The 13,110-nt window shown below is 72.2% G+C and carries 11 protein-coding genes; 7 read left to right on the top strand and 4 right to left on the bottom strand.

The features are described 5' to 3' along the window. Positions 1-100: 100 nt before the first annotated feature. The gene (locus FHR36_RS15270) at positions 101-1,363 is read right to left on the bottom strand and encodes an amidohydrolase (RefSeq protein ID WP_253797621.1); all 1,263 of its coding nucleotides are present in this window, start codon (positions 1,361-1,363) and stop codon (positions 101-103) included. Between the two features lie 330 nt (positions 1,364-1,693). On the opposite strand from FHR36_RS15270, the gene FHR36_RS15265 reads away from it, so the two are divergent. Beyond that, on the top strand, positions 1,694-3,745 hold the full coding sequence (locus FHR36_RS15265; protein WP_253797619.1) for a S53 family peptidase: 2,052 nt from the start codon (positions 1,694-1,696) through the stop codon (positions 3,743-3,745). Positions 3,746-3,806: 61 nt separating this feature from the next. Here the strand turns inward: FHR36_RS15265 and FHR36_RS15260 are convergent, their stop codons facing one another. Beyond that, complete coding sequence (locus FHR36_RS15260) at positions 3,807-5,396, bottom strand: acyl-CoA mutase large subunit family protein (RefSeq protein ID WP_253797617.1); 1,590 nt, start codon at positions 5,394-5,396, stop codon at positions 3,807-3,809. A gap of 79 nt (positions 5,397-5,475) precedes the next feature. Between FHR36_RS15260 and FHR36_RS15255 the strand changes: the two genes are divergently transcribed. Together FHR36_RS15255 and FHR36_RS15250 are read left to right on the top strand one after the other, a co-directional pair. Next, positions 5,476-6,219, top strand: a complete 744-nt coding sequence (locus tag FHR36_RS15255) for an SDR family oxidoreductase (protein WP_253797615.1) — start codon at positions 5,476-5,478, stop codon at positions 6,217-6,219. A 234-nt stretch (positions 6,220-6,453) separates the two neighbouring features. Beyond that, a complete protein-coding gene (locus FHR36_RS15250) occupies positions 6,454-6,987 on the top strand; it encodes a 2-oxo-4-hydroxy-4-carboxy-5-ureidoimidazoline decarboxylase (RefSeq protein WP_380232130.1) in 534 nt (177 codons plus the stop codon). A gap of 61 nt (positions 6,988-7,048) precedes the next feature. On the opposite strand, the gene FHR36_RS15245 is transcribed toward FHR36_RS15250, so the two are convergent. Next, positions 7,049-7,744: a hypothetical protein gene (locus FHR36_RS15245; protein WP_253797606.1), complete on the bottom strand. Its 696-nt coding sequence runs from the start codon at positions 7,742-7,744 to the stop codon at positions 7,049-7,051. Positions 7,745-7,980: 236 nt separating this feature from the next. Between FHR36_RS15245 and sdhC the strand changes: the two genes are divergently transcribed. From sdhC to FHR36_RS15225, 4 genes are read left to right on the top strand one after another with little or no spacing between them, the layout of a single operon-like run. After that, the gene (gene sdhC, locus FHR36_RS15240) at positions 7,981-8,361 is read left to right on the top strand and encodes a succinate dehydrogenase, cytochrome b556 subunit (protein WP_253797596.1); all 381 of its coding nucleotides are present in this window, start codon (positions 7,981-7,983) and stop codon (positions 8,359-8,361) included. 5 nt (positions 8,362-8,366) lie between these two features. After that, entirely contained in the window at positions 8,367-8,855 is a 489-nt protein-coding gene (sdhD, locus tag FHR36_RS15235; protein WP_253797594.1) for a succinate dehydrogenase, hydrophobic membrane anchor protein, read from the top strand. A gap of 23 nt (positions 8,856-8,878) precedes the next feature. Then, the gene (sdhA, locus tag FHR36_RS15230; RefSeq protein WP_253797586.1) at positions 8,879-10,621 is read left to right on the top strand and encodes a succinate dehydrogenase flavoprotein subunit; all 1,743 of its coding nucleotides are present in this window, start codon (positions 8,879-8,881) and stop codon (positions 10,619-10,621) included. Next, positions 10,621-11,391: a succinate dehydrogenase iron-sulfur subunit gene (locus tag FHR36_RS15225; protein WP_253797571.1), complete on the top strand. Its 771-nt coding sequence runs from the start codon at positions 10,621-10,623 to the stop codon at positions 11,389-11,391. The genes sdhA and FHR36_RS15225 overlap by 1 nt, the downstream gene beginning before the upstream one ends. 73 nt (positions 11,392-11,464) lie before the next feature. On the opposite strand, the gene FHR36_RS15220 is transcribed toward FHR36_RS15225, so the two are convergent. Beyond that, entirely contained in the window at positions 11,465-12,970 is a 1,506-nt protein-coding gene (locus FHR36_RS15220) for a DUF6020 family protein (protein WP_253797563.1), read from the bottom strand. Positions 12,971-13,110 lie beyond the last annotated feature (140 nt).

Here is a 13,110-nt window from a genome sequence, read left to right as displayed (position 1 = left end):
ACGTGATGAACTGCGCAGGCAGATGGTCACGCGGCCGTTGCCGCGGCGCGGGACGTACCCGGCCAACCGCAGCACATCACGGCGAACGTCGCAGCCGGGGTCAGACCCGGCCGTGCTCCAGGGCGAGGGCGGCGAACAGTTCGACGCCGACGGCGATGGCGCGCTCGTCCACGTCGAAGTTGCCCTGGTGCAGGTCGCGGACGCCCTTCTCGTGCGGGCCGCGGACGCCGAGCCGGGCCAGCGCGCCGGGGGCGTGCTCCAGGTACCAGCTGAAGTCCTCGCCGCCGAGGCTCTGCTCGGTGTCCTCGACCACCGGGCCGCGGCCGTCGCCGAAGCGGGCGGTCATCGCGGCTTCCAGCTGGGCGATCGAGGTCTGCTCGTTGACCACCGGCGGGACGCCGCGGTGGTAGTCGATGGACCACTTGGCGCGGTACGTCTCGGCGAGCCGGGCGACCAGTTCGTCCATCACCTCGGGGGCCTCGCGCCAGCCGGCCAGTTCCAGGCAGCGGACGGTGCCCTCGAGCTCGGCGTGCTGCGGGATGACGTTGGCGGCCGAGCCGGCGGCGATCCGGCCCCAGACCAGGGAGACGCCCCAGCGCGGGTCCATCCGGCGGGAGAAGGCGGCGGGCAGGTCGGCGGCGAGCCGGGAGACGGCGGTGACCAGGTCGGTGGTGAGGTGCGGGCGGGCGGTGTGGCCGCCGGGACCGTCCAGTTCCAGGACGACCCGGTCGCAGGCGGAGGTGATCGCGCCGACCCGGAGACCGATCCGGCCGACCTGCACCTTCGGGTCGCAGTGGACGGCGAAGATCCGGCCGACGCCCTCCATGCCGCCGGCCTTGATCACGTCGAGCGCGCCGCCGGGCATGACCTCCTCGGCGGGCTGGAAGATCATCCGGACCGGCTGCCGCAGCTCCCCGGTGGCCGCCGCCTGGGCCAGCACCAGGGCGGTGCCGAGCACCACCGCGGTGTGCACGTCGTGCCCGCAGGCGTGGGCCCGGCCGGGCAGGGTGGAGCGGTACGGGCTGTCGGTCTTGGCGTCGTCGATCGGCAGGGCGTCGATGTCGGCGCGGAAGGCGAGCAGCGGGGTGCCGGGCCGGGTGCCGGCCGGGACGATGTCCACCAGCAGGCCGGTGCCGCCGGGCAGCACCCGCGGGTTCAGTCCGGCGGCGAGCAGGCGCTCGCGCAGCAGTCGGGTGGTGCGGTACTCCTGCCGGCCGAGCTCCGGGTGCCGGTGCAGGTCACGGCGGAAGGCGATCAGCTCCGTCTCGTAGGCCCGTACCCGTGCGCGCAGGTCGGCGGCGGGGCGAACGGCGGAGGCTGGGGCGGCCGGAGCGGCGGGCTGAGGAGCGTTCACCTCAACCATCGTAGGCCGGTGGCGGGATTTTGGCCCGACTTCCGCAGAAGAGGTCACCGGATGGGTGCATACCGGCCGCGGGGATGGGTATGACATCTCGATTCGGCCGCCTTCCCGCGCCTTCCCGGACGATCACTGCCCTGTGCAACGAACCCGGAGGCGCCTGGTCACGGCGCGCGTACCCCGCCGCGACCAAACGTTCCCTCTCCCGGTGGTCATGGCCTGGCAAAGCTTTCGTCCGCGCTCTTGAGCCGGGCACATCAGGCCCAATAGACAGCTCTCGCACAGTCGAACAGACGTGCCTGATGCTCCGTCAACACACGAAGTGGGGGACCATACGTGCCGATAGCACGCAACCGGCTCTCCAGGGTCGCCGCGCCGATAACCGCCGCGCTGATCCTCGGAACCATCGCGGTGGCCGCCCCGGCCGGCGCCGCGGCCCCGACCGGTGAGCAGGCCGCCAAGGCGCTCCCCGGTTCCCACCCGGAATGGGCCACCGCCCAGGCCGACGCGGGCGCCGTTCCCGACTCCACCCCGGGCAGCGCCCGGATCTACCTGGCCGGTCAGGACCAGGCCGGGCTCGCCGCCCTCGCCAAGGCGGTCTCCGACCCGAACTCGCCGTCGTACGGCACCTTCCTCTCCGACGCCCAGGCCAAGGCCCGCTTCGGCGCCACCGCCGAGCAGGTCAAGGCCGTCACCGACTGGGTGACCGGCGCCGGCCTCAAGGTCGACTCGACCTCCGCGCACTACGTGCAGGTCTCCGGCGCCACCGGCGCGCTCGCCAAGGCCTTCGGCACGGACTTCCGCAACTACCGCACCGCGGAGGGCCTGCACAAGGCGCCGTCCGCGAACGCCGTCGTCCCGGCCTCGGTGGCCGGCGCGGTGCTGGCGGTCGGCGGTCTGAGCGACGCCATCCACCAGAACACCTCGCACGCCGTCTCGGTGCGCGAGGCCGAGGCCCGCGCCCAGGCGCAGGCCCGCCTGGCGAACCCGGACAAGAAGGCCCCGGCGACCCTGCCGACCGTGCCGACCTGCTCCGAGGACGGCTACGGCTCGAAGACCGCCAAGGGCGCGCCCGACGGCTACGAGAAGAACGAGCCCTTCGCGCCCTGCTCGTACATCCCGAGCCAGCTGCGCAAGGCCTACGGCGTGACCGATGCCAAGGTGTCCGGCAAGGGGGCCCGGATCGCCATCATCGACGCCTACGGTCTGTCCACCATGGAGCAGGACGCCAACCACTTCTCCTCCCTGCACGGCGACCAGCCGTTCGCGGCGGGGCAGTACAAGGAGGTCGTCACTCCGGACAAGTGGACCCACCAGGACGACTGCGGCGGCCCGGCCGGCTGGGCCGGCGAGGAGGCGCTGGACGTCGAGATGGCGCACGGCCTCGCGCCGGACGCCCAGGTGGTCTACGTCGGCGGCAACTCCTGCTACGACCAGGACCTCTACGACGCGATGGCGACCGTCGTCGACGGGCACCTGGCCGACGTGGTCTCCAACTCCTGGGGCGAGATCATGCACGGCAAGAGCGGCGACATCGACCCCGCCGTGGTCTCCGCCGACAACCAGCTCTTCCAGCTCGGCGCGGTGACCGGCATCGGCTTCACCTTCTCCTCGGGCGACTGCGGCGACAGCTCCCCGGGTGCCGCGGCCACCGGCGTCAACTGCCAGGCCGACACCAACCAGGCGCAGGCCGACTGGCCGTCCGCCTCGCCGTGGGTCACCTCGGTCGGCGGCACCGCCCTGGAGCTCGGCGACAAGAGCGGCCGCTACGGCCACGAGGTGTCGATGGGCGACCAGCGCTCGGTGCTCTCCCCCGACCAGAAGTCCTGGACGCCGATGCCCGGCTTCTTCTACTTCGGCGGCGGCGGCGGTGTCTCCAAGGACTTCGCCCAGCCGTGGTACCAGCAGGGCGTGGTCCCGGACGCGATCTCCAAGACCGCGGCCGACGGCACCAAGTCCGCGACCCCGCTGCGCGCCACCCCGGACGTCGCGATGAGCGGTGACCTGGTCGCCGCCACCCTGGTCGGCTTCACCGACAACGGCACCTACAGCGAGGGCGGCTACGGCGGCACCTCGGTGTCGGCGCCGGAGTACGCGGCCATGCTGGCCAACGCGATCGACGCCCGTGGCGGCCGTGCCATCGGCTTCGCCAACCCGGCCATCTACGACCGGGCGAACAGCAACGCGTTCCACGACGTGAACGACTCGGCCGTGCACAACAAGTTCGGCAACGTGGTCGACCTCGGCATGGTCAACGGCGTGCTGAAGGTCCGCCTCTACAAGATCGCGTCCGACTACGGTCTGTCGGCCGCCAAGGGCTACGACACCGCCACCGGTGTCGGCACCCCCGGCAAGGGCTTCTTCAACTCCTTCCGCCGGCACCACTGATCCACCCCGAGGGGGTGCGTCCGGCCGTCGGGCCGGGCGCACCCCCTCGGTGCGTCCGGGCTCAGAACCGCTCGGTCGGGGTGTACGTCCCCCAGACCTCGCGCAGCGCGTCGCAGACCTCGCCGACGGTGGCCCGCGCCGCCAGCGCCTCCTTCATCGGCGGCAGCACGTTGTCGGTGCCCTCCGCCGCCCGGCGCAGCGCGCCGAGCGCCCGCCGGACCGCCGAGCCGTCCCGGTCCGCCCGCAGCGCGGCCAGCCGCTCGGTCTGCCGCGCCTCGATCGCCGGGTCCACCCGCAGCGGCTCGTACGGCTCCTCCTCGGCCAGCTGGAACCGGTTGACCCCGACCACCACCCGCTCGCCGGCGTCCTGCTCGCGCTGGACGCGGTAGGCGGTGCGCTCGATCTCGGACTTCTGCCAGCCCTGCTCGATGGCGGCGACGGCGCCGCCCAGGTCCTCGATCCGGGCCATCAGCTCCAGCACGGTCGCCTCCAGGCCGTCGGTCATCGCCTCGACCACGTACGAGCCGGCGAACGGGTCGACGGTGGCGGTCACGTCGCTCTCGTACGCCAGCACCTGCTGGGTGCGCAGCGCGAGGCGGGCGGCCTTCTCGGTGGGCAGGGCGATCGCCTCGTCGAAGCTGTTGGTGTGCAGCGACTGGGTGCCGCCGAGGACCGCGGCCAGCGCCTGGACGGAGACCCGCACCAGGTTGACCTCGGGCTGCTGGGCGGTGAGCTGCACGCCCGCGGTCTGGGTGTGGAAGCGGAGCATCTGCGAGCGCGGGTTCGCCGCGCCGAACTCCTCCTTCATCACCCGGGCCCAGATCCGCCGCGCGGCCCGGAACTTGGCCACCTCCTCCAGCAGGGTGGTGCGGGCGACGAAGAAGAAGGAGAGCCGGGGGGCGAAGTCGTCCACGTCCATGCCGGCGGCGAGGGCGGCGCGCACGTAGGCGATGCCGTTGGCGAGGGTGAAGGCGACCTCCTGCGCGGGGTCGGCCCCGGCCTCGGCCATGTGGTAGCCGGAGATCGAGATGGTGTTCCAGCGGGGGATCTCGGCCCGGCAGTAGCGGAACACGTCGGCGGTCAGCCGCAGGCTGGGCCGCGGCGGGAAGATGTAGGTGCCGCGGGCGATGTACTCCTTGAGCACGTCGTTCTGGATGGTGCCGGTGAGCCGGTCGGCCGCCACCCCCTGGGCCTCGCCGACCAGCCGGTAGAGCAGGAGCAGCAGGGCGCCGGGCGCGTTGATGGTCATCGAGGTGGAGACCTCGCCGAGCGGGATCCCGTCGAAGAGCACCCGCATGTCCTCGACGCTGTCGATCGCCACACCGACCTTGCCGACCTCGCCGTGGGCGAGCGGGGCGTCCGAGTCGTAGCCCATCTGGGTGGGCAGGTCGAAGGCGACCGAGAGGCCGGTGGTGCCGTTGGCGATCAGCTGCCGGTAGCGCCGGTTGGACTCGGTGGCGGTGCCGAAGCCGGCGTACTGGCGCATGGTCCACGGGCGGCCGGTGTACATGGTCGGGTGGACGCCGCGGGTGTAGGGGTAGCGGCCGGGCTCGCCCAGCCTGGTCGCGGGGTCCCAGTCGGCGAGGGTGTCGGGTCCGTAGACCGGCTCGATCGACAGGCCCGACTCGCTGCGGCGGCGCTCGGCTTCCATCGGGGTCCTCCCTGGCTCTTGGCGGATGGGCACGATTGAGATGATCGGTGCCATCGACCGGATATCGAGGGATGTGCACATGAGCGAGCAGAAGGTGGCGGTGGTCACCGGCGCCAGCAGCGGCATCGGCGCGGCGACCGCGCGGCGGCTGGCGGCGGACGGCTTCGAGGTGGTGGTGACCGCCCGCCGGACCGAGCGGATCGAGGCGCTGGCCAAGGAGATCGGCGGCCGGGCGTACACCCTGGACGTGACCGACCGGGCCGCGGTGGACGCCTTCGCCGCGCAGGTCGGCCGGGTCGACGTGCTGGTCAACAACGCCGGCGGCGCGATCGGCGCGGAGAGCGTGGAGGCCGGCGACCCGGCGGACTGGCGCACCATGTACGAGGTGAACGTGCTCGGCGTGCTGCACGTGACCCAGGCGCTGCTGCCGGCGCTGCGGGCCACCGGGGACGGCACGGTGCTGGTGATGTCCTCCACCGCGGCGCTGGCGGCGTACGAGGGCGGCGGCGGCTACGTGGCGGCCAAGCACGCGGCGCACACCATCGCGGCGACGCTGCGCCTGGAGCTGTGCGGGGATCCGATCCGGGTGATCGAGATCGCCCCGGGCATGGTGAAGTCGGAGGGCTTCGCGGTGACCCGGTTCCGCGGCGACGAGGACAAGGCGGCGGCGGTGTACGCGGGCGTGGCCGAGCCGCTGACCTCCGAGGACATCGCCGACACCGTCTCCTGGGCGGTCACCCGGCCGTCCCACGTCAACATCGACCTGCTGGTGGTCCGCCCGCGCGCGCAGGCCGCCAACCACAAGGTGCACCGCGAGCAGTGAGCCGCTCCGTGTGAACGGCGGGAGGCGGCGGGTCACAACTTGATAGCTCGTACGGGTGAATTCCGCCTGCCTCCTCCCCAACTGATGAGCCCTCAACTACCGTGGTGCCGCTGCCCGGGCAGCCCTGGACGGGTGCCCGCGCCTCGGTACGTCGCGCAACCGCTCAGCACCTACTTTCGTCTCTGGAGCATCCCCCCTTCCCGCCCTCACGAGGAGGACCCGCTGGCCAGCGACATCCCGCCGCAGCGTCCGGACGCGCGGACGGATCCGTCCCTGCTCGGGCTTCACCGCTTCAACGAGGCCGACTCCGGCGCCGCCGAGGAGGCCCTGCTCGCCTGCTGCGGTAGCCACCGGTGGGCCCTGCGGCTCACCGCCCACCGCCCCTACCCCGACATAGAGTCCCTGCTCGCCGCGGCCAGCGAGGCCTCCTACGACCTGCGCCCGGCCGACCTCGCCGAGGCGCTGGCGGACGAGAGCTGGATGCCTCAGCCGCTGCTCGGCATGCGCGCACCCGGCAGCCAGGCGGCGCACACCGCGCTGCGCGCCGCCCACGCCGCGTACGAGGCCCGGTTCGGCCACGTCTTCGTGGTGTGCCTGGAGGGCGTGGACCCGGAGGAGATGCTCGACACGGTGCTCAGCTCGATCCGCACCCGGCTGGCCAACGACCGGGACGAGGAGCGGCTGATCGCCGCCGAGGAGCTCCGCCGGATCGCGCTGACCCGGCTGGAGCACCTGGTGGCGACCCACGCCGCGGCCGCCGGGCGCTGATCCGCCCGGACGGCCGCGGCCCGGCCGACTTCCCGGCCGCGTTCCCTTCTCGACTTCCGGCTCACTTCCCGGCGAGCTTGCCGAGCTGGGCCCTCACCACCTGGGCGTCCGGCTCGGGTGCCGGATCCCGGTCCGAACCCACCGTGGTGAACACGGCGAGCACCGTGCCGGCGCGGGCCATCAGCGCCCGCTGGACCAGCACCGTCCCGCCCGATTCATTCGTCAGGGTGAACGCGGTGGCCGCATCCGCTCCCCCGGGAGTGGGCGTGTCGACCCGGGCCAGCCGGTGCGTGGTCCTCACCCCTTTCGGCGGGCCCGAGGTGAAGGTGGCGCAGGTGGCGATCAGCTTCTCCAGCTCCCCCTGGATCTGCTCGGCCCGCCCCGGCCGGAAGGCCAGCAGCCCCGCGTAGACGCTGCGCCGGCCGTCGTCGGCCCGGGCCACGTCCAGGTCCGCCTCGGCGAGCGGACCGGCGCTGCTGGCCCCCGGCGCGACCGCGTCCAGCACCGGCTGGCAGGCCGGGGTGTCGGCGAGCTCGCGCACCGGGGTGGTGTCGTTGCGGCCCGGGTTCATCAGGGTGACGGCCCAGCCGGGGCCGAGGTCCGCGTCGGTGAGAGCGGCCGCGCGCAGCCCGTCGGCGTCCAGCTCACGGCCCGGAGCGGCGGTGTCGCCCGAGCTGCCGCCCGCGGGTCCGGCGCCGGCGCAGCCGGTGAGCAGCGCGAGCAGGGCGCAGCCGAGCAGGGCACGGGAGAAGGTCACGGCACACCGTCCAATCACCAGGGGGTGCGCGCACCCTAACGCAATCGTCTCGTCACGAAGCGTGACGGTTCCCGGATCCGTTAGGCCGTGCGTGCCTGATTGATCACACCTGGGGCCCCCGGAGGCGGTTGCCGACGCGGCGTCGATAGGATGCTCGCGGCCGGTGGACCGTACCCGGCCGGGCTGACCGACACCGAAGCCGGCCGAGCCCCCAATCCGCTTCCGGAGGGTTTTCCGTGCCGGCTGGAACGCTGTACCGCGGCCGGGAAGGCATGTGGAGCTGGGTGGCTCACCGAGTCACCGGCGTCCTCATCTTCTTCTTCCTGTTCGCACATGTCCTCGACACCGCGCTGGTGCGGGTGTCGCCCGAGGCGTACGACTCCGTCATTGCGACGTACAAGACGCCGCTCGTGAACGTGATGGAGTACGGCCTCACCGCCGCCATCCTGTTCCACGCGCTGAACGGCCTGCGGGTCGTGGCCGTCGACTTCTGGTCCAAGGGCCCGAAGTACCAGAAGCAGATGCTCTGGAGCGTCGTCGGCGTCTGGGTCGTCCTGATGGCCGGCGCCTTCTACCCGGTTCTGCAGCACACCCTTCGCACCTGGTTCGGGGGCTGATCCGCATGTCCAGTGAGATCAAGGACCTGGTGGTCCCCTCCCTCCAGGCGCACACCGGCCAGGGCCTCGGCACCGGCAACCCGGCCGACGCCTTCGTGGTCGAGCCGGCCCGCTCGCGGTCCGTGAAGACCCCGCGCCGCACCCGTACCAACTTCGAGATGCTCGCCTGGCTGTTCATGCGCCTGTCGGGTGTCGTCCTGGTGGTGCTCGTCCTCGGCCACCTGCTGATCAACCTGATGCTCGACGGCGGCGTGTCCAAGGTGAGCTTCGCCTTCGTCGCCGGCCGCTGGGCGTCCCCGTTCTGGCAGGTCTGGGACCTGCTGATGCTGTGGCTGGCGATGCTGCACGGCGCCAACGGCATGCGTACGGTCATCACCGACTACGCGGAGAAGGACTCCACTCGTCTGTGGCTGAAGGGCCTCCTGGCTGTCGCGACCGTCTTCACGGTCCTGCTCGGCACCCTGGTGATCTTCACCTTCGACCCGAACATCTGACGAGCCAGAGGCGACTGACCACCATGCAGATTCACCAGTACGACACCGTCATCGTCGGCGCCGGCGGCGCCGGCATGCGCGCGGCCATCGAGTCGACGCAGCGCAGCCGCACCGCGGTGCTGACCAAGCTCTACCCCACCCGGTCCCACACCGGCGCGGCCCAGGGCGGCATGTGCGCCGCCCTCGCCAACGTCGAGGAGGACAACTGGGAGTGGCACACCTTCGACACGGTCAAGGGTGGTGACTACCTGGTCGACCAGGACGCCGCCGAGATCATGTGCAAGGAGGCCATCGACGCCGTCCTCGACCTGGAGAAGATGGGTCTCCCCTTCTCCCGGACCGACCAGGGCCGGATCGACCAGCGCCGCTTCGGCGGCCACTCCCGCAACCACGGTGAGGCGCCGGTCCGCCGGTCCTGCTACGCGGCGGACCGCACCGGCCACATGATCCTCCAGACGCTGTTCCAGAACTGCGTCAAGCACGGCGTCGAGTTCTTCAACGAGTTCTACGTCCTCGACCTGCTGATCAACGACGGCAAGACCGCCGGTGTGGTCGCGTACGAGCTGGCCACCGGCGAGATCCACGTCTTCCAGGCCAAGGCCGTCGTGTTCGCCTCCGGCGGCACCGGCAAGATGTTCAAGGTCACCTCGAACGCCCACACCCTGACCGGTGACGGCCAGGCGGTGGCGCTGCGCCGCGGCCTGCCGCTGGAGGACATGGAGTTCTTCCAGTTCCACCCGACGGGCATCTGGCGCATGGGCATCCTGCTCACCGAGGGCGCCCGCGGTGAGGGCGGCATCCTGCGCAACAAGGACGGCGAGCGCTTCATGGAGCGCTACGCCCCCGTCATGAAGGACCTCGCGTCCCGTGACGTCTGCTCGCGCGCGATCTACTCGGAGATCCGGGCCGGCCGCGGCTGCGGCCCCGAGGGCGACCACGTCTACCTGGACCTGACCCACCTGCCGCCGGAGCAGCTGGACGCCAAGCTCCCGGACATCACCGAGTTCGCCCGGACCTACCTCGGCATCGAGCCCTACACGGACCCGATCCCGATCCAGCCCACCGCGCACTACGCGATGGGCGGCATCCCGACCAACGTCGAGGGTGAGGTCCTGAAGAACAACACCGACATCGTCCCCGGCCTGTACGCCGCCGGCGAGGTCGCGTGCGTGTCGGTGCACGGCGCCAACCGCCTGGGCACCAACTCGCTGCTGGACATCAACGTGTTCGGCCGCCGCGCGGGCATCGCCGCCGCCGCGTACGCCGACACGGCCGAGTTCGTCGAGCTCCCGGCCGACCCGGGCGCCAAGGTGCAGGCGATGGTGGACCTGCTCCGCGAGTCGACCGGCACCGAGTCGGTCGCGCAGATCCGCAAGGAGCTGCAGGAGTCCATGGACACCAACGCGTCCGTGTACCGTACCGGCAAGACCCTGGAGCAGGCCGTCGCCGACGTGCAGGCCCTCAAGGAGCGCTACCAGAACGTGGCGATCCAGGACAAGGGCATGCGCTACAACACGGACCTGCTGGAGGCCATCGAGCTGGGCAACCTGCTCGACCTGGCCGAGGTGCTGGTCGTCTCCGCGCTGGCCCGTGAGGAGTCCCGCGGCGGTCACTACCGCGAGGACTTCCCGACCCGCGACGACGTGAAGTTCATGCAGCACACCATGGCGTACCAGGAGGTCGCGGCCGACGGCTCCACCTCCATCCGCCTCGACTACAAGCCGGTCGTGCAGACCCGCTACCAGCCGATGGAGCGTAAGTACTGATGAGCACCCCGACTGTCGAGCACTCGGCCGCCCTGGACGCTGCCGAGTCGGGCTCCACCGAGCTGATCAACGTCACCTTCCGGATCCGCCGGTTCAACCCGGAGGAGCACCCGGAGCCGGTGTGGGTGGACTACCAGCTGCTGATGGACCCGAAGGAGCGCGTCCTGGACGCGCTCAACAAGATCAAGTGGGAGCAGGACGGCACCCTGACGTACCGCCGCTCGTGCGCCCACGGCATCTGCGGCTCGGACGCCATGCGGATCAACGGCCGCAACCGGCTGGCGTGCAAGACCCTGGTCAAGGACGTCAACCCGGAGAAGCCGATCACGATCGAGGCCATCAAGGGTCTCGCGGTCCTCAAGGACCTGATCGTGGACATGGACCCGTTCTTCCAGGCGTACAAGGACGTCATGCCGTTCCTCATCACCAAGGGGAACGAGCCGACCCGTGAGCGCCTGCAGTCCCAGGAGGACCGCGAGCGGTTCGACGACACCACCAAGTGCATCCTGTGCGCCGCGTGCACGTCGTCCTGCCCGGTGTTCTGGAACGACGGCCAGTACTTCGGCCCGGCCGCGATCGTCAACGCGCACCGCTTCATCTTCGACTCGCGCGACGAGGGTGCCGAGCAGCGCCTGGAGATCCTCAACGACCGTGAGGGCGTGTGGCGCTGCCGCACCACCTTCAACTGCTCGGAGGCCTGCCCGCGCGGCATCGAGGTCACCAAGGCGATCCAGGAGGTGAAGCGCGCGCTCGTCACGCGTCGCTTCTAGTCCTGCGGTTCCTGCGGTTTCCCCGAGGGCCCGTCCGGAGTGATCCGGACGGGCCCTCGGGCGTTCTGCGGGTTCAGGTACGGGCGCGGCCCGCGCCGACCAGCGTGAGCAGCAGCGGCCCGATGAGCAGCGCGGCGGCCATGGCGCGGAAGTCCGGGCCGGAGCCGGCCGCCAGCACGGTGAGCTGCAGGCCGAGCGGCACCGCGCCGAGCACCGGGACGGCGGCCGGCAGCCGGCGCCGCCGGGCGTACACCAGCAGAGCGCCGTAGCCGAGGTAGCACCAGGTGGCGCCGCGCCAGAACAACCAGTCCAGCTGCGGGGCGCGGAAGGCGGTGTGGAGCCAGACCGCCGCGGTCCGCAGCTGGTGCACCACCGGATGCGACCGCAGCGCGGCGGCCCAGCGGCTGCCCTCCAGGTCGCCGCCGGGCGCGGTGGCGCCGAACAGGTCGGCGGAGGCCTCGGGACCGGGCACCACGGTGGCGCCGTCGCGGGCGGCCGGTCCGGAGAACGCCGACCAGGCGAGGTGGCCGCGGCAGATCCGGGCACCGACCAGGGAGTCCGGCTGCCGGAGCGCGACCCGCTTCCACAGCGCCAGCAGGTCGTCGCCGCGGTCGCCGGCCCGGTCCGCGTCCCAGCCGGTGCCCGCGCCGGTCAGCGCGGCGGCGGAGAAGCAGTGGTCGCCCGCGGTGTCCCAGGTGCTCAGCGGGGCGACCTCGGCCAGGACGGCGCGGTCCCGCTCGGAGAACAGGCCAGGGTCGCGGTGGTAGGCGACCGCCACGTCCGCGTACTCCAGGGTGTGGGCCGAGGTGCCGGCGCCGGGCCGGGGAAGGCCCAGCAGCGCCTGGTAGCCCCACGGGTTGAGCAGCAGCGGCACGGCCAGCGCGGCGGCCGTGAGCAGGACGATCCGGCCCCGCACCCCGGGCAGCAGGAACAGCAGCAGCAGCGCGGTCACCGCCGCCACGCCGTAGCCGCCGACCCGGAACACGCCCAGGCCGACCAGCGCCACGAACAGCACCACCAGGTCGATCCGCCGGCCCCGCCCCTCGGACGCCAGGGTGCCCTCGGCCCGGCGGGCCAGCAGCCGCGCCGAGGCGGCGAACAGCAGCACCGCGCAGACGGCGAACGGGACTTCGCGCCACAGGAACACCACGAACGTCCCGGTCGGCGGCAGCACGGCCAGGGCGACCGCCGCGGGCACCGTCCAGCGGGCCCGGGCGCCGAGCCGGGCGAGCGCGGAGACCGCGTACGCCAGGGCCACCGACATGGCGACCGTCTGCAGCAGCGTCACCGCGGCCACGCCGCCGGTGAGCCGGAGCGCGACCAGGACGAGCGCGTCGTAGCCCGCGGCGTGGTCGGCCGTCCACGTCCCGGCGCCGGTCACCCGCTCCACCGCGGCCACCGAGTCGGGGCCGAGGAACGCCGGGTACGCGGCCAGCCACCAGAGCGTCCAGACCAGCTGGCAGATCGCGGCCACGATCAGCGGCACCCGCAGCCGGGAGGGCGCCCGGTGCCGGCGCAGGGCGGCCCGGCCGGTCTCGACGGCCTCCGGGATACGTCTGGGCCTGGTGTCGGTACTCATCGCGAGGTCTCCCTGGCTCCCCCGACCCGGCGAGGGGTTGTCCGTGACCCGTCGCCCGGGTGTGCGCGCAGGCTAGCAGCAGCGCTCGGACACCTGTCCACACCTCCCGCTCCGGAACGCGGAGAAGCCCGCAGCACATG

It is taken from the genome of Kitasatospora cinereorecta, from assembly GCF_024172095.1.
Lineage (GTDB): Bacteria > Actinomycetota > Actinomycetes > Streptomycetales > Streptomycetaceae > Kitasatospora > Kitasatospora cinereorecta.
Note: the sequence above shows the minus strand (reverse complement) of the source record. Positions and strands in the feature narration are given on the sequence as shown.

What these genes read in the sequence shown, in the direction of transcription:
- FHR36_RS15270 (WP_253797621.1), bottom strand. Translation starts at nt 1,363, where the DNA reads ATGGTTGAGGTGAACGCTCCTCAGCCCGCCGCTCCGGCCGCCCCAGCC.
- FHR36_RS15260 (WP_253797617.1), bottom strand. Translation starts at nt 5,396, where the DNA reads ATGGAAGCCGAGCGCCGCCGCAGCGAGTCGGGCCTGTCGATCGAGCCG.
- FHR36_RS15255 (WP_253797615.1), top strand. Translation starts at nt 5,476, where the DNA reads ATGAGCGAGCAGAAGGTGGCGGTGGTCACCGGCGCCAGCAGCGGCATC.
- sdhD (WP_253797594.1), top strand. Translation starts at nt 8,367, where the DNA reads ATGTCCAGTGAGATCAAGGACCTGGTGGTCCCCTCCCTCCAGGCGCAC.
- sdhA (WP_253797586.1), top strand. Translation starts at nt 8,879, where the DNA reads ATGCAGATTCACCAGTACGACACCGTCATCGTCGGCGCCGGCGGCGCC.
- FHR36_RS15225 (WP_253797571.1), top strand. Translation starts at nt 10,621, where the DNA reads ATGAGCACCCCGACTGTCGAGCACTCGGCCGCCCTGGACGCTGCCGAG.
- FHR36_RS15220 (WP_253797563.1), bottom strand. Translation starts at nt 12,970, where the DNA reads ATGAGTACCGACACCAGGCCCAGACGTATCCCGGAGGCCGTCGAGACC.